General features: G+C 59.0%; 21 protein-coding genes and 1 tRNA gene. 8 read left to right on the forward strand and 14 right to left on the reverse strand.

Going from position 1 to position 18958, the window contains the following annotated elements:
• Positions 1–62: 62 nt before the first annotated feature.
• Entirely contained in the window at positions 63–761 is a 699-nt protein-coding gene (locus ACZ500_RS00945) for a Crp/Fnr family transcriptional regulator (RefSeq protein ID WP_464230666.1), read from the reverse strand.
• Positions 762–835: 74 nt separating this feature from the next.
• Between ACZ500_RS00945 and ACZ500_RS00950 the strand changes: the two genes are divergently transcribed.
• A complete protein-coding gene (locus ACZ500_RS00950) occupies positions 836–1132 on the forward strand; it encodes a hypothetical protein (protein ID WP_464230667.1) in 297 nt (98 codons plus the stop codon).
• A 99-nt stretch (positions 1133–1231) separates the two neighbouring features.
• Here the strand turns inward: ACZ500_RS00950 and ACZ500_RS00955 are convergent, their stop codons facing one another.
• From ACZ500_RS00955 to ACZ500_RS00970, 4 genes are all read right to left on the reverse strand, one after another.
• Positions 1232–2764 carry a sigma-54 interaction domain-containing protein gene (locus ACZ500_RS00955; RefSeq protein ID WP_464230668.1) on the reverse strand — a complete coding sequence of 511 codons (1533 nt, stop codon included), beginning with the start codon at positions 2762–2764 and terminating at the stop codon, positions 1232–1234.
• A gap of 259 nt (positions 2765–3023) precedes the next feature.
• Positions 3024–3254, reverse strand: a complete 231-nt coding sequence (locus ACZ500_RS00960) for a hypothetical protein (RefSeq protein WP_464230669.1) — start codon at positions 3252–3254, stop codon at positions 3024–3026.
• A gap of 388 nt (positions 3255–3642) precedes the next feature.
• A complete protein-coding gene (locus tag ACZ500_RS00965; protein ID WP_464230670.1) occupies positions 3643–4923 on the reverse strand; it encodes a putative porin in 1281 nt (426 codons plus the stop codon).
• Positions 4924–4925: 2 nt separating this feature from the next.
• Positions 4926–5435 carry a hypothetical protein gene (locus ACZ500_RS00970; RefSeq protein ID WP_464230671.1) on the reverse strand — a complete coding sequence of 170 codons (510 nt, stop codon included), beginning with the start codon at positions 5433–5435 and terminating at the stop codon, positions 4926–4928.
• 221 nt (positions 5436–5656) lie between these two features.
• Here ACZ500_RS00970 and ACZ500_RS00975 point away from each other — a divergent pair, with 221 nt between their 5' ends.
• Positions 5657–6235, forward strand: coding sequence for a hypothetical protein (locus ACZ500_RS00975; RefSeq protein ID WP_464230672.1), 579 nt, complete (start codon positions 5657–5659; stop codon positions 6233–6235).
• A gap of 41 nt (positions 6236–6276) precedes the next feature.
• The gene (gene pcaD, locus ACZ500_RS00980) at positions 6277–7122 is read left to right on the forward strand and encodes a 3-oxoadipate enol-lactonase (protein ID WP_464230673.1); all 846 of its coding nucleotides are present in this window, start codon (positions 6277–6279) and stop codon (positions 7120–7122) included.
• A gap of 48 nt (positions 7123–7170) precedes the next feature.
• On the opposite strand, the gene phoU is transcribed toward pcaD, so the two are convergent.
• From phoU to ACZ500_RS01015, 7 genes are all read right to left on the reverse strand, one after another.
• Positions 7171–7851, reverse strand: a complete 681-nt coding sequence (phoU, locus tag ACZ500_RS00985) for a phosphate signaling complex protein PhoU (protein WP_464230674.1) — start codon at positions 7849–7851, stop codon at positions 7171–7173.
• A 20-nt stretch (positions 7852–7871) separates the two neighbouring features.
• A complete protein-coding gene (pstB, locus tag ACZ500_RS00990) occupies positions 7872–8615 on the reverse strand; it encodes a phosphate ABC transporter ATP-binding protein PstB (protein WP_464233135.1) in 744 nt (247 codons plus the stop codon).
• 92 nt (positions 8616–8707) lie between these two features.
• A complete protein-coding gene (pstA, locus tag ACZ500_RS00995; protein WP_464230675.1) occupies positions 8708–9583 on the reverse strand; it encodes a phosphate ABC transporter permease PstA in 876 nt (291 codons plus the stop codon).
• Between the two features lie 23 nt (positions 9584–9606).
• Positions 9607–10608, reverse strand: coding sequence for a phosphate ABC transporter permease subunit PstC (pstC, locus tag ACZ500_RS01000; RefSeq protein ID WP_464230676.1), 1002 nt, complete (start codon positions 10606–10608; stop codon positions 9607–9609).
• A 59-nt stretch (positions 10609–10667) separates the two neighbouring features.
• Positions 10668–11486, reverse strand: a complete 819-nt coding sequence (locus ACZ500_RS01005) for a phosphate ABC transporter substrate-binding protein (RefSeq protein ID WP_464230677.1) — start codon at positions 11484–11486, stop codon at positions 10668–10670.
• A 380-nt stretch (positions 11487–11866) separates the two neighbouring features.
• Positions 11867–13276, reverse strand: a complete 1410-nt coding sequence (gene pyk / locus ACZ500_RS01010; protein ID WP_464230678.1) for a pyruvate kinase — start codon at positions 13274–13276, stop codon at positions 11867–11869.
• 114 nt (positions 13277–13390) lie between these two features.
• Positions 13391–13466 (reverse strand) — tRNA-His (locus ACZ500_RS01015).
• Positions 13467–13860: 394 nt separating this feature from the next.
• Here ACZ500_RS01015 and selA point away from each other — a divergent pair.
• Complete coding sequence (gene selA, locus ACZ500_RS01020) at positions 13861–15303, forward strand: L-seryl-tRNA(Sec) selenium transferase (RefSeq protein WP_464230679.1); 1443 nt, start codon at positions 13861–13863, stop codon at positions 15301–15303.
• Between the two features lie 90 nt (positions 15304–15393).
• On the opposite strand, the gene ACZ500_RS01025 is transcribed toward selA, so the two are convergent.
• Positions 15394–15663 carry an HU family DNA-binding protein gene (locus ACZ500_RS01025; protein WP_028320332.1) on the reverse strand — a complete coding sequence of 90 codons (270 nt, stop codon included), beginning with the start codon at positions 15661–15663 and terminating at the stop codon, positions 15394–15396.
• A gap of 84 nt (positions 15664–15747) precedes the next feature.
• Positions 15748–15927, reverse strand: a complete 180-nt coding sequence (locus ACZ500_RS01030; RefSeq protein WP_464230680.1) for a hypothetical protein — start codon at positions 15925–15927, stop codon at positions 15748–15750.
• A gap of 597 nt (positions 15928–16524) precedes the next feature.
• Here ACZ500_RS01030 and ACZ500_RS01035 point away from each other — a divergent pair.
• From ACZ500_RS01035 to ispF, 4 genes are all read left to right on the forward strand, one after another.
• Positions 16525–17124: a D-sedoheptulose-7-phosphate isomerase gene (locus ACZ500_RS01035; protein ID WP_464230681.1), complete on the forward strand. Its 600-nt coding sequence runs from the start codon at positions 16525–16527 to the stop codon at positions 17122–17124.
• Positions 17121–18125 (forward strand): GSU2086 family protein, encoded by a 1005-nt coding sequence (locus ACZ500_RS01040; protein WP_464230682.1) that lies wholly within the window; start codon positions 17121–17123, stop codon positions 18123–18125. The genes ACZ500_RS01035 and ACZ500_RS01040 overlap by 4 nt, the downstream gene beginning before the upstream one ends.
• A 68-nt stretch (positions 18126–18193) precedes the next feature.
• A complete protein-coding gene (locus tag ACZ500_RS01045; RefSeq protein WP_464230683.1) occupies positions 18194–18412 on the forward strand; it encodes an FmdB family zinc ribbon protein in 219 nt (72 codons plus the stop codon).
• A 49-nt stretch (positions 18413–18461) separates the two neighbouring features.
• Positions 18462–18953, forward strand: a complete 492-nt coding sequence (ispF, locus tag ACZ500_RS01050; RefSeq protein WP_464233136.1) for a 2-C-methyl-D-erythritol 2,4-cyclodiphosphate synthase — start codon at positions 18462–18464, stop codon at positions 18951–18953.
• Positions 18954–18958: the final 5 nt, after the last annotated feature.

Raw genomic sequence — 18958 nt, forward strand, 5'->3', positions numbered from 1 at the left:
TGGGTCGCGCCTCCGCGGTCTCAACGCTCCGGGTGCATGACCCAAAAAACGGCGGCCGGCGGTTACAGCCCCGTGCCGGATTCGGCGAGTTGCTGCAAGGCGGTGAGGTCGAGAATCTGGATGCGCGGCCCGTCCGAAAGGATCAACCCCCGCTTGCTCATTCGTCCCAGGATGCGCGAAAGGGTCTCGGGGATGGTCCCGAGCAGGGCGGCCAACTGGGATTTGGAGATGTCCAGTTCGAGATCCAGGCTGCGCTGATTTCGCGTGCTGAGATAAAGCAGATAGGCAGCCAGTCTGCCAGGCACTTCCTTGAGGGAGAGGTCTTCGATCAGCACCGTAAAGACGCGGAGGCGCTTTGCGAGGACGGCCAGCATGTCCAGGGCCAGATCGGGGTTTCTGCGGATGCAGGCGATAAAGGCCTCCCGCGGAAAAAAGAGAAGCAGGCTCTTTTCGATCGCTTCGGCATGGGCCGGGAAACGCTGTCCGGCAAAAACAGGCACCTCTCCGAACGGTTCACCCGGGCCGAATATATGCAGGATCTGTTCCTTGCCGTCCCAGGAGATCTTGTAGATCTTGACGCGCCCCTCGATCAATACATAGAAGCCTATGCCCGGATCTCCCTCGGAAAAGATGACGGAGCCTTTCTCGAAGGCGTCGATCCTCGCGATCTGCGCCAATTCTTCCGACTGCCGCTGGGGCAAGCCCTCGAACATCGGGATATCCCTGATGATCCGGGTCAGTTTCGCTTCAGGGGCCGCCATCGTTTGCATTCCACCTTGGTTGACTTTGGGAGATGGGGTTTCTATACTCGAAAAAAAGGATGGTTCTGTATCCCATGGACGAACAGGAATATCAGCGCAAATTCCTTAATCTCAAGATTCTCAAGGAGATTCAGGAGTATCTCAAATCCGATACGGATTCAAACACAGCCGTTTACCCTATCAAAGTGCCTCAGGAACTGCTTTACCAACTGGTCAAACTCCAGGGCGCGGAAGGCGCCGATGAAGCCATCAACCGCATCTTCAGAATGGGCTTGACCTTCTGGAGCGAACGCCTTTTCGAAGAGAGCTTCGGTACTGCCGAGAATCTGAAATCGTTCATTGACGTGGTCAGGCGGCGAAACAAGACCTGATCTCGCATTGGGGAGCGCCCGACCCCTGACGGCCTCCTGCCCGCCTCTTGCCTCGCCCTGGCGAAACCTTCCCGGGTGAAAGGAGGACCGGACCCCGCGTCACCGGTATTTTTTCGGATCGATCCGGTATTTTCTGATTTTGTAGCCGAAGATCCTTTCGGTTGTCTGAAGGGCCTTGGCGGCCTGCCGCATGTTCCCGCGCGAACTTTTCAGAGCGTCGATCAGAAGATCCTTCTCGAAGCGCTCGATGGCGTCCTGGAGCGCATCGGACTGCTGTGTGCCGGTGTCCCGGGCTGTTTGCAGGGTGGGCGGCAGATGGTAGCTGTGCAGGACCTGATCGTCGCAGAGGAGGACGGCCCGCTCGATGCAGTTTTCGAGTTCCCGGACGTTCCCCGGCCAGTGGTACTGGTTCAAGGCCTCGATCGCCGGGGTCGAGATTCGCTTGATGTCCTTGTTGTATTCCTTGGCGTATTTTTCCAGAAAATAATCGGCCAGAAGCAGGATGTCAGCCTCCCGTTCCCGCAGCGCCGGGAGGTAGATGGGGTAGACGTTCAGACGGTAGAAGAGGTCCTCGCGGAAGGTCCCGGCCTCGACGGCCGTGGCGAGGTCCTGGTTGGTGGCGGCGATCAGCCGGATATTGACCTTGATGACCTTGTTGCCCCCCAGTCTTTCGAGCTCTCTTTCCTGCAGGACGCGCAGGAGCTTTCCCTGGCTTTCAAGGGCCAAGGAGCCGATCTCGTCCAGGAAGATGGTTCCGCCCTGTGCCCGTTCGAACTTGCCGGCCTTCTGCTCGTTCGCCCCCGTAAAGGCCCCCTTTTCGTATCCGAACAGCTCCGCCTCGACGAGATTGGCGGGCAGGGCGGCACAGTTGACCTTGATCAGAGGCTGGTCGGTGCGAAGGCTGTTGTAGTGGATGGCGTTCGCGACCAACTCCTTGCCGGTGCCGCTTTCCCCCAGGAGGAGGACGTTCGCGTTGCTTTTCGCTACCTGGGTGATGAGGTAGAAGACCTCCTGCATCTTCCGGCTGTTGCCGATGATATTGGTGAAACTGTACTTGCGGTTTAGTTCCTTCTTGAGGAGGATGTTCTCTTCGCGCAGTTGGTCGGTTTCCCGGGTGATCTTTTCAAGGAGGCTCACCTTCTGTGCGATTAGGCTGCTGATGATCGTGAGGAGCCGGACGTCATCGTCCAGCGAGTTCTCCCTGTCCGGCGTCCGGTCGACGCTCAGGGCCCCGAGGATCTTGACCCCGTCGATGACGGGCACGCAGAGAAATGCGATCTTGGATTTGTCGATGGCTCGCCTTGCGCCCGTCCGGTCCAGAAAGAGGGGCTCCGCGTCGATCTGCGGGATGACCATGGGGCGCCCCGTTTCGATCACCCGCCCGGTGATCCCTTCGCCGAGACGATACCTGCCTCGGTTCATCTCGGCCGAGGAGATGCCGTGGGCGACCTCGATATGGATCTCGGAGGTTTCGGGATTGAGAAGGGTGATCGAGCCCCTGTTCATTCCGAGGTATTCGGAGAGCAGATCGAGGACCTTGTAAAGGCTCTTGCGCAGATCGAGAGAGGCATGGATGGCCTTCGTGATTTTATATAGACAGGTGATTTTATCCGGATGGGTCGCTTCATCCATGAAAAGGTTGCCTCGATGCGCAGCAAGGATTTCCGAGCAAAAAAACGAATACAATATCATACAAAAATGTAGATCCATTGGCAAATGAATTCTGGGGGCCTGTCAATCTCAAAGGTTGTCGGACGGTCCGTTCCAAGGTGTTGGCGACAGACCGAACCGGAGCGCTTCAAAGGAAATTGAATAGGGATGATGGGATGCCTGGCCTGTCTTCCCCGTTCCGTCGGGAGCGGGTCATGGACAGGACTTGGCCTCGGGTGGGCTATTGTCGTGGGATTTCGTAGGTGTCTACGTGTGTCTTCAACCATTGGGCAAGACGTTCATGGGTGTCCAGGGCGAGCTTTTTGTTCAGGATGGTGACATCCGTGAGACCCGCCTTCCGATCGTGAACAACCATGACACGGGTAGCCAACTGTTCCGGCAGACCAAGCGCCGCCCAGTTTTCGAAGTCAAAGATCGATACGAACTTATCGACTTCTCTTTCCGTTATCATATAGGGTCCTCCTTTCCAGATCGATGATCGTTTCCAGGGTGATCGACGTCCTTTGCGCCCGGAAACGGATGGTTTTCCCCGGCGGTTTGCGGTGGAGCCGCGGGGCTTGCACCGTAAACCGCCGTTTCTTGTTTTCGGGCCGGTAGGGGCTGCATCGGATGACCGGCTTCCCGCAAGATGCATCCGATCGCACTGTGGCAAACTCGCCGGGCTCCGGGAGCGTGCCGCTCCTCTCCTTCGGTGTTCATGAAAGCCATGGATTCTGAGGTATTCCGATACCGCACAGTATCGGCCCTACGCACCGTTCTTTCCCAGATCTACGGAGCCGGTCATACAGGCTCCTGGAGAGGCAGACCCGGAAGCCGCGGTCTGCCTTCCCCTCCGGCTGCTACCACTTGACGATGAGATCGAGCTGCAGGAGATCCTGCTTTTTCTTTGGGTCGATGGCATCGATGGGCTCGACGTCAAAGTAGTAATCCAGGCCGATCGTGACGTTTTTGGCAAGACCGAAGACGAATTCGGCCTCGTGCCCTTTGGCGTTGGTCGCTCCGCCGTAAAAATCGCTGTCCGGCAGAAAGTCGGGCCATGCGTCCCTTTCCAGTCTGCGGTAATTGTACTTGAGCTGCCAGTCGGCAAAGGATTTGACCTTCTTGGCACCCAGCTTGGCGCCGAAGAGATACCCTGTGTCGTCCCTGTCGGCGTCCGACTTGACGTATTGGCCAAAGAGAGCGGCCATCTCGACCGGTCCGCCGAAGTGGAAACCCACCTCGCCGTCCACGGTCCAGGCGTCGTAATCGTAGATGAGTTTGCCGTTCTTATCGACCGAGTTGCTCTTGGCGCTGTGTGTGAAACTGTTCCCCTCGAGGGCGTCGAATTTGTAGAAAGAAGGCGCAACCTTTGCGTAGACCATCTGGTTGAAACTGTACTGCATCCCGGCCTGCAATGCCAGCATCCACGGATCGCTGGTATCGGCCTTGTATTCGTCGAGGATGAACCACGCGGGGACGAAGAAGAGCTTCACCCGGCCGTCCTGCATCTTGTGGTTGAAGGAGGCGGCAAAGCCGTCCGGATTGATGTCGCCGTCCCACAGTAGGTCCTTGGCGCCCCAGATCGGGTTCTTGAACTTGCCGCCCAACAAATCGGCCCATTTGGCCGGGGTGTATTTGATAAAGGCGTAGTCGATCCGCGCATCCGGCGATTGAAAGGTGTCTTCGAAGGTCTGATTGGTGGAGCGCGGATCTTCGCTGCCGGAGGCGAGTCCGAATCCAGCCTTCCACTGCTCGTTCACGTCCGCCTCTATGCCTACGCGCCAGCGAAAGCGCCATCGGTCACGGCTGGGGCTGGTATCGTTGTCGGTATCCTCGCTCTGGTAGCGGAGGCGGAGATCGCCCTTGAAGTCGATCTTTTCGACCCATTTGGGGATCTCCACGATATTCGCCTTCGTCTCTTCCTTGGCGGCTTCCTGCGCCACCTGCTTGATCTCGGCCTTTTGGCGCTCCGTTTCACCCTGCATCTCCGTGAGCAGTTGGCCGGCCTCGTCGCGTGTCAGCAGGCCTTTTTCGACGAGCTTGTTCACCAGGATGTCCACCTCTGCTGCATACGGGGGCTCAGAAAATACCGGGCTGAGAAGAAACGCACACACAGCCAGTAATAGGACCAGCTTCTTCATGTTTAATCCATCTCCTTATTTTGAATGATATAGGTCATAACGCTTTCCTCCTGTTTTCCCATCCGCGCCGAACTTTGCTTCCACCTCCTTCCCGGATGACGATTCCTCATTTCCGGATGGATACCAGATAGGTCACTTTCCTCCCGGGATATTTGGGGAGCGTGATCAAACGATGAGTTTTTGGTTAATCCGCTTCCATCCGGATGGGGTGCATCCAGTTGACGGGACGTACTTTTCGGCGATTGACGAGTGGGAGCTTCGGGCCGGCGGGGATTGTGCCCTGGCGCATGAATGCGGGGCTGGATGCTCAGACGTGCCGGGCAATCATTTCCGGATTGGAAACTGAGTTCGTGTCCATCCGGAAATAATTTCCCGGTACAACCCAGTTTCCAATCCGGAAATGAGGATTTTTTGCCAATATCAAGGAAATCAAGCGTTTGCGCGGAGGCGACCTGGTGGTCGCCGCACAAGCAAACGTGCAGATTGACGCTGAGATTGGCAAAAAAGACCATTTCCGGATGGAAACGAGTTCTACCGGGCAATCATTTCCGGCTGGATATGCCCTAACAAATTTCATGAGATATGCTATAATATTTAAAAATGAGTTTGGAAGATCGGCTGTGATTTCGGAAACGGCCCTTTGTGCCGATCGAGCAGCGGAAGCCGGTCATGAAGCCGTGTAAACGGAACGGGCGGCTGCGCGAAAGGGGAGATCGGCTTAGCAGGTGCGGCGATGGGATATCTCAAAGGACTGCAGCAATATCTGGAAAAGCATTACGAACGGTCCATTTTCGATACGGCCGTCCAGTCCCGCAAACCCTGGGAGTTGCACATTCACGGGCGCCGCGTAATCAGTTGCCGGATCTACAAAAATCTGAAATACGATATCCTCTCCTCCCAGCCCGGCGGGGGGGAGATGCATCTGTCCAAGCTTCAAATCAAAATGCTCTATCCGCTGGACGTCGCTTCCAGGGTGAGAGGGCTGATCAGAATCGACGGCGGCGTTCGAGCCATGAATCTCACCCCGATCCTCTCGGCCGGCGAGCGCCGTTTTGTCAAAAACAAGAGCCTGTTTCCGCTTATGTCGGCAAGAGAGGTGGTGTTTTTCACCTTGCTCGAAGGCGAGGTGGTTCGAGGGGTTATCTCCGAGTTCAGCCGCTACGACATTACGGTGGCTCTAAAAGGCGGGGTTCCGGCCGCGATCCTCCGGCATGCCATTTACGACTTGCAGAGCAAGCAGGGGAGATCTTTTCTCAAGGATTTTCAGGAGCAGCAGCGGGATTGGGAGAAGAGCGATCTTTATGTTCCATAGAGGCCGCAGGGCCCTGGCTCCTTGACACTGCGCAGGGCTCGATGGGGGAAGAAACCCGGGTGATGAAGACCGGAGCCAACGACATAACGATGCAATACAGCCTCGAAGGGCCGGCCGGCGGACCGCTGGTGACGATGAGCCATTCCCTGGGGACCAATCTCCAGCTCTGGGAGCCGCAGGCCAAAGCGCTGAAGGGGCGTTTTCGCGTTCTGTGCTATGACACGCGCGGCCATGGCGGAACCGATGCCACACCCGGCCCCTACAGCCTGGATATGCTCGCCCGCGATATCTACGAACTGCTGCGGATCCTCGATCTTGGGCCCACGCATTTTGTAGGGATTTCCATGGGAGGCATGATCGGGCAGACGTTGGCTTTGCGGCATCCGGAGGCGCTGAAGAGCCTGATCCTGTGCGATACGACCAGCCGCGTCCCCCGTGAGGCCGCCCCCGTCTGGGACGAGCGTATCGCTCTCACCCTTCGGGAGGGCATGTCCCCCCATGTGGAGCCGACCATGGAAAGATGGTTCACCCCGCGGTTCCGGGCGGAGCACCCTGAGGAGGTGGAGCCTGTACGCCGCATGATCCTGGAGACGTCGCCCCGAGGGTACGCAGGCTGCTGCCATGCCATCCGGGACCTCGACTTGACGGAGGCGCTCGGACGGATCGGCCTCCCGGTTCTGATCGTCGTCGGCGAAGACGACCCCGGCACACCCGTCGACGAATCCAGGATCCTGCAGGAGCGGATACCGGGCTCCCGTCTCGTGGTGTTGAAGTCCGCAGCCCATCTCTCGAATCGGGAGCAGCCGGCCGCCTTCAACCGCGCGGTGACGGGGTTTCTGGATGCCCTCGAGGGCGCCCCGGAGGCCTTTCCAGGTGGATCGCTTTGAAGGGAGGCGGAGGGTTTGTAAGCTGTGCCGTCAACGCCTCTTTGGGTGTCAGGAAGGGGCGTCGCCGGGCTGGAAGTTGTTTTTCTGGTGCCGGGAGATCTCTCCCTCGATCATGTAGATGACCTCTTCGGCGATGTTCGTGGCGTGGTCCGCGATCCGCTCGAGGTGGCGCGCCACCAGGAGCAGATTGATCAGATAGGCGACGCGGTCCGGGTGAAGCATGATCGTGTCTTTGACCTTGTCGTAGATCTGCCGGTTCAGTTCGTCCACCTCATCGTCCATGAGGCACACCTTGTAAGCCAGATCGGCGTCCAGGTTGACCAGTGCGTCCAGGCTGCTCTTGACCATCTTCTCCGCCTTTTCGGTCATCAGGCTGTAGTCGAAGGGCACGTTCAGCGGCGGGCGCTTCGCGATGTTGACCACCCGCTCCGCGATGTTGACCGCCTCGTCGCCGATCCTCTCCAGATCGTTGTTGATCTTGATGACCGCCGTGATGAAGCGCAGATCCACCGCCACCGGTTGATGCAGAGCCAGGATCTTGAGGCACTCCTCCTCCACCTCCACTTCGATCTCGTCCACTTCCCGATCGGCCTTGATGATCTCGCGCGCCAATTCCCCGTCGCGGGTTTCGATGGCCCTGATGGCCATGCGCACCCGGTCCTCTACCAGCGCTCCCAGGGTGAGGATCCGTTTCTTCAGATGTGCCAGTTCACGTTGAAAGTGTCTCATCGCTTTCCCTTTCCATCGGGTTAACCGAAACGGCCTGTAATGTAATCGGAGGTCTGTTTCAGCTTGGGACGGGTGAAGATGTTTTTCGTTTCGCCGGACTCGATCAGATGGCCCATGTAGAAAAAAGCCGTGCGGTCCGAGATCCTCGCGGCCTGCTGCATGTTGTGGGTGACGATGATAATGGTGAAGTCCTGCTTCAGCTCATGGATCAGGTCTTCGATCTTCTGCGTCGCAATGGGGTCCAGGGCGGAAGCGGGCTCGTCCATGAGGAGGACTTCGGGTTCGACCGCCATTGCGCGCGCGATGCAAAGGCGCTGCTGCTGGCCGCCCGAAAGCCCCAGGGCGGATTCATTCAGGCGGTCTTTGACTTCGTCCCAGAGTGCGGCGCCTCTCAGGCTCTTTTCCACCATTTCCGAGAGGAACGCGCGATTTTTGATGCCTTTGACCCTCAACCCGTAGGCCACATTTTCGAAGATCGTTTTAGGGAAGGGATTCGGCTTCTGGAACACCATCCCGATGCGCCGGCGGAGGCTGACGACGTCGAGGTCCGGATGGTAGATATCCTCACGGTCCAGCAGGATCTCGCCCTCGACTCGGGAGAAGGGGATCAGGTCGTTCATCCGGTTCAGGCATCTCAAGAGCGTGCTTTTTCCGCAGCCCGAGGGACCGATCAGGGCTGCCACCTGGTTGGCGAAAAAATCCAGATCGATGCGCTGCAACGCGTGAAACGCGCCATAGTAAAAATCGAGGTCGCGAACCTGCATCTTGACGGCGTCATCAGCACCGGCATCCGAGTCGGCCGCGGGTTCGGCGGCGGCAGTCTTCTCGTTGGCGATGTGGATGGTAGACATCCGGATTACCTCCTCTTTTGGAGTCTTGCGCGGTAGATGATCGCCACCAGGTTGAGGCCCAGGACGAGGGTGATCAGGACGAGGGCCGTTCCGTACTGAAGCGGGCGGGTCTGTTCGATCTCCGTTCCCGCGGTGGCCAACACATAGATGTGGTAGGGGAGCGCCATGATCTCGTCGAAGACCGAGGAGGGCATCGACGGGGTGAAGAAGACGGCTGCGGTGAACATAATGGGGGCGGTTTCACCGGCCGCCCGGCTGAGGCCCAGGATGGCCCCGGTCAATATGCCGGGCAGGGCGGCCGGCAGCACGACCTTGGAGATGGTCTGCCATTTCGTGGCGCCGAGCCCGAGGGATGCCTCCCGGTAGGTCTGTGGAACGGCCTTGAGGGCCTCTTCCGCCGAACCGATGATGACCGGCAGGGTGAGGGCCCCCAGGGTCAGGGAGCCTGCCAGGATGCTGACGCCCATATCGAGATAGACGACGAAGAAGGCCAGGCCGAAGAGGCCGAAGACGACGGATGGGACCCCGGCGAGGTTGTTGATCCCCAGACGGATGATCCGCATCGTTCGTCCGGGTCGCGCGTATTCATGCAGGTAGATGGCCGAGGCGACGCCGATCGGGAGGGCGACCAGGATGGCGCCGACGCTCAGGCACAGCGTGCCGACGATGCAGGGAAGGATGCCGCCCCGCGTCATGGAATCGATCGGGGGCTGCGTCAGGAAAGTCCAGTTGATGGCCTTCCAGCCGTTTTTCATCAGGAAGAAGACCACCACGAGCAGCGCGAGGCCGTTGATCAGCGCGGCGGCGCGGAAAAGCCAGAACATGATGTCTTGGGTGATCCGTCTTCTCAGGGACAGACGCGTATCCGAACGGTGATTCATGGCTGTATTCGGGTGTTTCTCCATCAAAGCGTCGCCGCTCCGGTCTGTTTATAGCGGTGGGCGACATGATCGGCAATCAGGTTGAAAAGGAGCGTGAACAGAAAAAGGACCACGCCGGTCGCAAAAAGCGCATAGTAGTGATCGCCCCGGAACGGCGCCTCGGCCATCTCGGCCGCGATGCTGGCCGGCATGGGCCGCACGGGGTCGAAGAGGGAGGTCGGGATCATGGCCGCCCCGCCCGCAACCATCAGGACCACCATGGTCTCCCCGATCGCCCGCGACATTCCGAGGATCACCGCCGTGGATATCCCTGAGAGGGAGGCGGGGATGATCACCCGTGCGATGGTCTCCCAGCGGGTGGCCCCCAGGGCCAGGGAAGCCTCCTTCAGTTCGCGCGGCACGCTGAAGATGGCATCCTCCGAGATGCTGCAGATGGTCGGCACCGACATGAAGGCCAGCATCAGCGAGGCGTTGAACAGGTTGAGGCCTGTCGGGAGGTTGAAGGTCTCCTGCAGGAAGGGGGCGACGAGCACCATCCCGAAAAACCCGATGACGACCGAGGGAAGCGCCGCCAGCAGTTCGACGATGGGTTTCACCCACTGGCGCAGCCGGTGCGAGGCCGATTCGGCGAGATAGAGGGCCGTAAGGACGCCCAGGGGGATGGAGATCGCCGAGGCGACCACCGTCACCGACAGGGACGCGACGATGAGGGGCAGGATCCCGAAATCCGGCGGATCCGATGTGGGGTACCAGTACCGGCCGAAAAGAAAATCGAATACGGACACATCACGGAACAGAGGCACTCCTTCGGCGAAGAGAAAGACCATGATGAAGGACAGGGTGGCGATGGAGGCGAGCGCGGTCAGGAAGAAAAAAACACGGATCGCACGCTCCCTCCGCTGCCGCGCAGGCCCGGTATGCGGGGCTTTGCCCTTTGCGCCGATCGCAAATGTCTTCATCCAGTAAACCTTGTCGCTAAAGCGGTCTTCATCGGTGGTGCGGGGTTTTCGGGAATAAAACGCCATGACGCACCGCGGGTGGGTGCTTCATGGCGTCGTGTCGGTTGATCGTGCATCGGAGCCGGTTAATACAGTGGAACGAACCCGGCGTCCTTGACATATTTCTGGCCCTTTTCGGGATGCACGACGAAGTTGATGAAGTTGAGGGTATCGCCCACAGGCCACCCCTGGGTAAACATGTAGAGGGCGCGGCTGATGGGATAGGTCCCGTTCAGGGTGCTCTCCGGCGTGCCGGCGACGCGGTCGACCATCAGGCCCTTGACGGTGCCGTCGATATACCCGATGCCGATGTAGCCGATGGCGTTCGGGTTCTTGGACACCGCCTGGACGATGGCGCCGTTCGAGGCCTGCAGCAGGGCGGCGGGGAAGACCCGCTCTTTCTGCATGACCTTTTCTTCCCAGACCTCGTAGGTGCCTGAAGAGGTGTCGCGCGAGATGACGACGATCGGCCGGTCTGGACCGCCGATCTCACGCCAGTTTTTGATCTTGCCCATATAGATGTCCTTGAGCTGCATCGAGGTGATGTTGGTGATGGGGTTGTCCGGGTGCACCACGGGGACGATGCAGTCGTAGGCGACCGCAAACGGGACCGGATAGCGTCCCTTCTCTATGGCGAGCTTGACTTCCTTGTCTTTGATGAAACGGGAGCTGTCGGCGATATCCGTGGACCCGTCGATGAGGGCCTTGATTCCGTTGCCGGATCCGCCCCCGGAGAGGGTGATCTTCACGTCGGGGAACTGCTGCATGTAGGCCTCGGCCACCTTCTGGGCAATGGGCAGGACGGTGGTGGATCCCTTGATCGTGATGGTGTCCGCCCAAGCGGACCCGGCTATGAGACACAAAGCTGCAATCGAACAAAGAACAGTCGCCAATTTTTGTCGCATGGTTGTCCTCCTCGAATCGATATCGTCATCCTTCGAAATATAGGTTTAGGAATGTTAGAATCTCGTTAGCGTTTGGTTAGGATCTGGTCGAGACGGTTCGCTGCCTCCGATTTTTTACCTCCTTTCGCGCGGGCAGCCTCCATCCGGTCAGAAAAATGATTTCGGCCTGGGGGGTAAACCCCAGGCCCTGTCTTTCCAGGGCGAGATAGGGTGATTTGGGTGAACCCGGCCGGGAAAGAGTGATGATGGGGAACACCATGCGCGGGGTACGTTCAGCCTGCGTTAGCCGGGTGTTAAAGTTCGATGAAGGCAATAAATGACTGCCTTCCCTTTGCGGATCGGGTGAGCTCGACCGCTGCGACCGATGGCATGAGCGACCTTCAGACGTATCGAACCTTGACCATGTTGGTCGAACCGGCAACCCAGACTGGGTGGCCGGCCGTGATCACCACCAGGTCCTTCTCCTTGACATATCCCGAATCGAGCGCTGCTGCGGCTGCCTTATCGAACATGTCGTCGGTGTCGGACGGCCGCGCCACCAGGATCGGGATGCAGCCCCAGCAGAGCGTGAGTCTTCTGACGGTTTCTATGGTGGGTGATACGGCGAGCAGGTGGTTTCTTGGACGGAAGCTCGAGATGAGGCGTGCGGTTTGCCCCGAACGTGTGGGTGCGATGATGGCCCTGGCATGCAGCCGGTCGGCCAGGGTGCAGGATGCATGGGCCACCGCCTCGGGGATGTCACCGCCCACCGGACGCTGCAGGTATCTGGCATGGGGAAAGTGCATTTCGGTCTGTTGAAGGATCTGCGCCATGAAGCGGACCGCCTCGACGGGGTAATGCCCACTGGCCGTTTCTTCCGAGAGCATGACCGCATCCGTCCCGTCGAGGACCGCGTTGGCCACGTCCGTTGCCTCGGCCCGTGTCGGACGGGGTGAGTCCACCATGGATCGCAGCATCTGGGTGGCGGTGATGACCGGTTTTCCCAGGCGGTTGGCCTTTTCGATGATCTCTTTCTGGATCATGGGGACTTCGTAGAGCGGAATCTCCACGCCGAGATCCCCCCGCGCCACCATGACGCCGTCGGATGCGCGCAGGATCTCGTCGATGTGTTGGACGGCCTCATGCTTTTCGATCTTGGCGATCACCGGAACATCTTTGCCGGCCTGGGTGATCATCTCCCTGATCTGATCGATCTCCTGCCGGCCCCGGACGAACGAAAGCGCAACGCAGTCGATGTCCTGCTCGAGCCCGAAGCGGAGGTCGCGTTTGTCTTTGGCGGTGATGGATGGTGTGCTGATGGTCCGGGAGGGGAGGTTGACGCCCTTGTGGGAGGTCAGGACCCCTCCGGTGATGACCTCGCAGACGATCCGGGGAGGAGCGACTTCCAGAACCATGAGTTCGAGAAACCCGTCGGCAAGAAGAATCCGATCCCCGGCCTTCACTTCGTTGGGGAGGGTTGGATAGGAGATGGACACCTCGATCGCGCTTCCTTCCAGCCGCTCGGACGTGAGGGTGAAGCGCTGCCCGGCCTTGAGGGTGACGCCGGGGTCGGGAATGCTGCCGACGCGGATTTTCGGGCCGCCGAGATCCTGGAGAATCCCGACAGGTCTCCCCAGCTCCGCCGATAATGCCCGGACCGCTCTGATCTTGGCGGCGTGTTCCGCGTGGGTTCCGTGCGAGAAGTTCAGCCTGACGACGTTCATGCCGTTCAGGATTAGCGCCTTCAGGATCTCGGGCGATTGGCTGGCCGGCCCGATCGTGCAAACGATTTTGGTCTTGGGAAAGGGCATACGAGGCTCCTTCCTGTGATGGAACACACGGGCCCGATGCTGTGGCTGAGGAGGCGCGGATTGGAGACGAAAGAGGGGGGATGCAACTCCCCCCTCTTTGTGATGACAGTCTGATGGGGTGAGTGAAGGGATTTGAACCCTCGACCGCTGGGGCCACAACCCAGTGCTCTGCCAGCTGAGCTACACCCACCATCGACATCGATCATCCTTTTAACACAGATGCCGGGGCTGAGGCAAGCGCAAAGTTTGAACCGGGGCATCAGGGAGGGCAGCTCTCTCCGGTCGGCTGATAGATTGACTTCAGGGGTCCAGGCCCTGGAAGGAGTGTCCTCCTGAGATATGGACATTGACGGATTTGAGGAGGTCTTTTATAGTCATCTGAAATCTTGAAGGTTTGGCTTTTTTTCAAGGGGATCCCCGAGGGGAGGCGGTTGTTCATCCGTGGCCGAAAACTGCGCTGGAATGATCTCTTCCGCAGAGAGACCCAATGGGAAAGGGAGCGAGAGCCGTTTCCCCGGACGGTTTTCAGCGCTTGAAGTAGTTTGGCGAAGCCGTTGAATAAAAAGGCCATTTCCGGATGGGAAATGGTTCTGGAAAGGAGCGTTTCATTGGGTAAGGAAGACAGGCAGGCTTTCTTGAGGAAGATCCCCGGCGTCGATCGGCTCCTGGGAAGTGAGGAGATCCAGGGCTTGGTCCAGATCCAGCCGCGGGCGCTCATTCTGAGGGCGATCCATCAGGTTCTGGAAGAGCTGCGCACCCTGATATTCGAGGGGCGGATCACGGATCTCGAGGATCTCGACCTCGGGGCCGTCCTGGGGAGGGTTCGAAGACGGGTCGATGAACTGGTCCGGCCCAGCCTTCGCCCTGTGATCAATGCGACGGGGGTGGTGGCCCATACGAACCTCGGACGGTCCATCCTGGCCGATCGCGTTCTCGACCGCTTCCGGTCCGTCGCCGGCGGATACAGCAACCTCGAATACGATTTGGCGGAGGGACGGCGCGGCAGCCGCTATGTGCACGTGGAGGGGATCCTCAGGGAACTGACGTCGGCCGAAGCGGCGATGGTCGTGAACAACAATGCCGCGGCTGTCCTCATCGCCCTCGAGACGCTGGCCAAGGGAAGAGAGGTGATCGTCTCCCGCGGGCAGCTTGTCGAGATCGGCGGATCTTTCAGAATCCCCGATGTGATGCGCAAGAGCGGTGCCGTAATGGTCGAGGTGGGAACCACCAACAAGACCCATCTCAAAGACTACGAAGAGGCGATCGGTCCCGAGACCGCCTTGCTTTTGAAGGTGCACACGAGTAATTTCCAGGTGGTGGGTTTTACCGAAGAGGTCCCCCTCGCCGAACTCGCCGAATTGGGCGGCCGCCATGGAGTGCCTGTGATGGAGGATCTCGGGAGCGGTTGTTTCGTGGACCTGGATGCATTCGGCCTGTCGCGGGAGCCCACCGTGCAGGAGGTACTCACGCAGGGTGCGGATCTCGTTACATTCAGCGGCGACAAACTGCTCGGCGGCCCGCAGGCCGGCATCATCCTCGGGCGGCGTGATCTGGTCGCCGCGATCCGGAGCAATCAGCTCAACCGGGCGCTGAGGATCGACAAGTTGACCCTTGTCGCCTTGGAGGAGACTCTCAGGCTTTACCGCGATCCAAAGCAGGCCGTGCAGGAGATCCCGACGCTCCGGATGATCCTTCAGCCGCTGGAGGATCTGCGCCGAAAGGCCCGGAGCCTGCTGGACATGATCGGTCCGGGGGGGGAGGAGGCCGTTACCGTGAGCCTATGCGACGGATCGTCAAAGGTGGGCGGCGGGGCCTTGCCTCTCCTCGAATTGCCCACCTGTCTCGTTTGTCTGGATCCAAAAAGGATGACGGCCCAATCTCTTGAAAAGGCCTTCCGGGCCTCGGATCCTCCGATCATTGCGAGGGTGGAGCGGGAACGGGTCATGCTGGACGTGAGGACCATCCAGACGCCGGAGATGGCGGTAGTCGCGCGGACCGTGAACCGGATAGCGGGTGTGCCGGTGTAAAGGCGGCAAGAAGGCCGCCTTTGTCGAAAAGCGGGGCACACAAAAAAAGCGGGTTTTCGGACCCGCTTTTTTTGTGTGATGTCGATATTCTTAGACGCTTTCTTTGAGGGCCTTTCCCGGGCGAAATTTGACCACGTTTTTTGCCTTGATGTTGATCGTTTTTCCTGTCTGGGGATTTCTGCCTTTCCTTGCTTTTCTCTTGGCGACCACAAAAGAACCAAACCCAGCGAGAGCCAGTTTCTTGTCTTTCTTGAGGGTCTTCTTGGCGACATCGATGAATGAGTTGAGTGCTTTTTCGGCGTCTGACTTCGATAGCTGGGAATTCTTGGCGATTTCCGCCACTAACTCGGCCTTTGTCATGGTGTCCCCCCTTCTGTGTCGCTGATCAGGTTTCGAGAGATCATTCTTCCTCAGTATAACTTCTTCCTTTCTCTTTCCCCCCTTTCATCCCCAGTATAGTAAGTTTCCATCCGGAAATGATTTCCCCGTACAACCCAGTTTCCAATCCGGAAATGAGGATTTTTTGCCAATATCAAGGAAATCAAGCGTTTGCGCGGAGGCGACCTGTGGGTCGCCGCACAAGCAAACGTGCAGATTGACGCCGAGATTGGCAAAAAAGACCATTTCCGGATGGAAACTAATAAACGGTCCATAAAATTACGGACACGGCTTAAACCCGCCCTATCCTCATGTTTCTGTAAAAATCGGAAGTAAGGATACTAATTTTGACCTTTCTAGCACATGAAATACGCCTTTTCAATAAAAAATCATCAAAAATTGCCGCGAGAACCCCGAAAAACAAGGGAAAAATCACATTCCTCCCGGCGGGAGGCCGCAGGGAGCGACCTGTGGGGGTCATCGGAGGAGGAATCCAGATTGGCAAGGGGATCCCGAGAAGGAAGGATGTCGTTTCCGTTGTCTTGGCATCTTTTGGGATGCTGCCGGCCAAAGGCGCCGCTTTGGTTGACATCGCGGATGCGAGGTCATACATTATCGATCGAATCAACCGCTTTACGATGCCGAAAATATCTCCCGCCCGAAGGATCGTTGCAGGGGGGATGACCGAAGGGTTTTATGGGTTGGACGGAGGGAGTTTTTCCTGTTCGAAGGACACCCGGGCGGCAGGAGGAGCGGTGCTTCGGAAGACTTTTCCTCCGAGAAGGCCAAGGAACTGACTCTCGGCTTGCACAAATCGGGTGGATTACAGGAAGGGGAATATCCTTGGAACGGATTATCAAGGACATCCTGGAAGAGAGCATTGAGGTCAAGGAAGCCTTCATTCGCGAGCAGAGTAAACAAATCGCAGCCCTTGCCGAGAAGATCGCGTCGGCCTTCACACAGGACCGCAAACTGCTCCTTTGTGGAAACGGGGGCAGCGCCGCGGACGCACAGCACCTGGCCGCCGAATTCGTCAACCGCTTTCAACTGGAGCGTCCGCCGCTGCCCGCGCTTTCGCTCGCGACGGATACCTCGGTGCTCACCAGCATCGCCAACGATTACGACTTCGACCAGGTCTTTTCGAAGCAGGTCGCGGCGCTCGGTGTAGCGGGCGATGTCCTCCTGGTGCTGACCACGAGCGGCCGGTCGAAGAATATCGTGAAGGCGGTCGAGGCGGCGCGCAAGGGCGGCCTCTTTACGGCCGCCCTTTTGGGAGGAGACGGGGGCAAGGTCCATCAGATGGTGGATCTCGCGATGGTGGTGAAGAGCAAGGTCACCGCGAGGGTCCAGGAGGCTCATATTTTGGCTGGACATATGCTTTGCCATCTGGTTGATTATATCCTTTTCCAAAGGCACTCGAGCGAAGGTGGACAATCACGATGACCCTTCTCGAACCCCTTGCGCTGGACGATGTCCGCTCCTATCCGTTGTCGGAACGGAAGAGCATCGTGTGCCGGGACGACTTCGCCAGGCCTTGGCAGCCCGGCGGTTCGGTCAAGGAATGGCTGGCTTCCCTGCCGCGCATCCTGGCGGCAAAGGATCTGTTGGAGATCGTCGCCGGGATCGTGGGTGCGGTCGAGCGGGAGCGGCCCGTCCTTCTCGCCATGGGGGCCCATGCCATCAAGGTGGGGCTGAACCCCGTCATCATCGACCTGATGCGTCGGGGGGTGATCGATGCCCTCGCCTTGAACGGGGCCGGGATCATCCATGACAGTGAATTGGCTATGGTGGGGTCCACCTCGGAAGATGTCGCGGCTGAACTCGGTTCCGGCCGTTTCGGGATGGCGGAGGAGACCGGGGCGTATCTCAACCGGGCCATCCGCGACGGGGCGGCCCGTGACATCGGGCTTGGGCGGGCCGTCGGGGCTATGCTCGCAGAGGAAAACTTCCCTTACTGCGAACAGAGCCTGCTGGCGCAGGCCTATCGACTGGATATCCCGGTCACGGTCCACGTGGCCCTGGGAACCGACATCATCCATTTTCACCCAACCGTCGATGGGGCGGCGATCGGCAAGACCTCTCACCGGGATTTCCGCGTCTTTGCGCGCGTGGTCTCGATGCTGGAAGGGGGGGTCTATATCAATCTCGGTTCGGCCGTCATCCTTCCCGAGGTCTTTTTGAAGGCGCTCAGCCTGGTGCGGAACCTCGGGCACCGGGTGCAGCATTTTATGACGGTGAATATGGATTTCATCCGTCAGTATCGACCGCTGACCAATGTCGTCAGCCGCCCTACTCTGGAAGGGGGTAGAGGCTACAACCTGGTAGGACATCACGAAATCATGTTTCCACTTCTGGCCGCGGCCGTGATCGAAGGGCTTTCCGAGGCTCGGGCCGCAGGGCAAGGGCCTCCGCGGGCGGCGCTTGACGGCAGGCGGGAAAGCTGATGGGGAACGTGTCGGTGCTTGATGGGCCTTTTCGGACACGCACTGATTTTTCGAAGGGATAAAACAATATGCCTATTTATGAATATCGATGCAAGGGGTGCGACCGGGAGTTCGAGGCCCTGGTCTTTTCGAGTGACAGCCAGATCTCCTGCCCGCACTGCAAAGGGACCGACGTGACGCGGCTCATGTCTGCGTGCGGATTCAAGAGCGACAGCGGATTTACGCCCTCCTCCGGATCTTCGGGGTGCACCTCCTGTTCCGGGGGCAGCTGCAGCAGTTGCCATTGAGGCCCGTCGACCGGGGGAAGCGCGTTTGTTGAATGATTCGATGCCGCTCGTGCGCGTGGGCTTCGGGTACGATGTCCACGCCCTGGTGCCGGACCGGGTCCTCATCCTGGGAGGGGTTCACATCCCCTTTTCGGCGGGGCTGGCAGGGCATTCGGATGCGGACGTCCTGATCCATGCCGTGATGGATGCGGTTGTGGGGGCCTTGGGCCAGGGGGACATCGGGCGGCATTTCCCGGACAGCGATCCTGCGCTGGAGGGGGTTTCGAGCCTGGTCCTGCTGAATGAGGTGAGGCAGATGCTTGTGCAGCGGGGCTGGTGCGTCAACAACCTCGACACGACAATCGTGGCCGAACGGCCGAAGCTCGCCCCTTATATCCCCGAGATGCGCGATAGGATCGCCCGCACCCTGCAGACGCCCGCCGAATGCATCAACATCAAAGCGACGACGACCGAAGGCCTCGGCTTTTGCGGCCGGCGGGAAGGGATCGCCGCCTATGCGGTCGTGAGCCTGCGCCGGGCGGAGGCGGCGACGGCATCCTAAGACTG

It is taken from the genome of Desulfatiglans parachlorophenolica, from assembly GCF_055394735.1.

Excerpts from the sequence above, each read along its gene's own strand:
- pyk (WP_464230678.1), bottom strand. The coding sequence starts at position 13,276 with ATGCCCTTTCCCAAGACCAAAATCGTTTGCACGATCGGGCCGGCCAGC.
- ACZ500_RS00975 (WP_464230672.1), top strand. The coding sequence starts at position 5,657 with ATGGGATATCTCAAAGGACTGCAGCAATATCTGGAAAAGCATTACGAA.
- ACZ500_RS01040 (WP_464230682.1), top strand. The coding sequence starts at position 17,121 with ATGACCCTTCTCGAACCCCTTGCGCTGGACGATGTCCGCTCCTATCCG.
- ACZ500_RS00970 (WP_464230671.1), bottom strand. The coding sequence starts at position 5,435 with ATGGTCTTTTTTGCCAATCTCAGCGTCAATCTGCACGTTTGCTTGTGC.
- pstA (WP_464230675.1), bottom strand. The coding sequence starts at position 9,583 with ATGAATCACCGTTCGGATACGCGTCTGTCCCTGAGAAGACGGATCACC.
- ACZ500_RS01045 (WP_464230683.1), top strand. The coding sequence starts at position 18,194 with ATGCCTATTTATGAATATCGATGCAAGGGGTGCGACCGGGAGTTCGAG.
- ACZ500_RS01005 (WP_464230677.1), bottom strand. The coding sequence starts at position 11,486 with ATGCGACAAAAATTGGCGACTGTTCTTTGTTCGATTGCAGCTTTGTGT.
- pstB (WP_464233135.1), bottom strand. The coding sequence starts at position 8,615 with ATGCAGGTTCGCGACCTCGATTTTTACTATGGCGCGTTTCACGCGTTG.
- ACZ500_RS00960 (WP_464230669.1), bottom strand. The coding sequence starts at position 3,254 with ATGATAACGGAAAGAGAAGTCGATAAGTTCGTATCGATCTTTGACTTC.
- ACZ500_RS00955 (WP_464230668.1), bottom strand. The coding sequence starts at position 2,764 with ATGGATGAAGCGACCCATCCGGATAAAATCACCTGTCTATATAAAATC.
- ACZ500_RS00945 (WP_464230666.1), bottom strand. The coding sequence starts at position 761 with ATGGCGGCCCCTGAAGCGAAACTGACCCGGATCATCAGGGATATCCCG.
- ACZ500_RS01030 (WP_464230680.1), bottom strand. The coding sequence starts at position 15,927 with ATGGTCTTTTTTGCCAATCTCGGCGTCAATCTGCACGTTTGCTTGTGC.
- ACZ500_RS00950 (WP_464230667.1), top strand. The coding sequence starts at position 836 with ATGGACGAACAGGAATATCAGCGCAAATTCCTTAATCTCAAGATTCTC.
- ACZ500_RS00965 (WP_464230670.1), bottom strand. The coding sequence starts at position 4,923 with ATGAAGAAGCTGGTCCTATTACTGGCTGTGTGTGCGTTTCTTCTCAGC.
- pcaD (WP_464230673.1), top strand. The coding sequence starts at position 6,277 with ATGGGGGAAGAAACCCGGGTGATGAAGACCGGAGCCAACGACATAACG.
- phoU (WP_464230674.1), bottom strand. The coding sequence starts at position 7,851 with ATGAGACACTTTCAACGTGAACTGGCACATCTGAAGAAACGGATCCTC.
- ACZ500_RS01025 (WP_028320332.1), bottom strand. The coding sequence starts at position 15,663 with ATGACAAAGGCCGAGTTAGTGGCGGAAATCGCCAAGAATTCCCAGCTA.
- pstC (WP_464230676.1), bottom strand. The coding sequence starts at position 10,608 with ATGGCGTTTTATTCCCGAAAACCCCGCACCACCGATGAAGACCGCTTT.
- selA (WP_464230679.1), top strand. The coding sequence starts at position 13,861 with ATGGTTCTGGAAAGGAGCGTTTCATTGGGTAAGGAAGACAGGCAGGCT.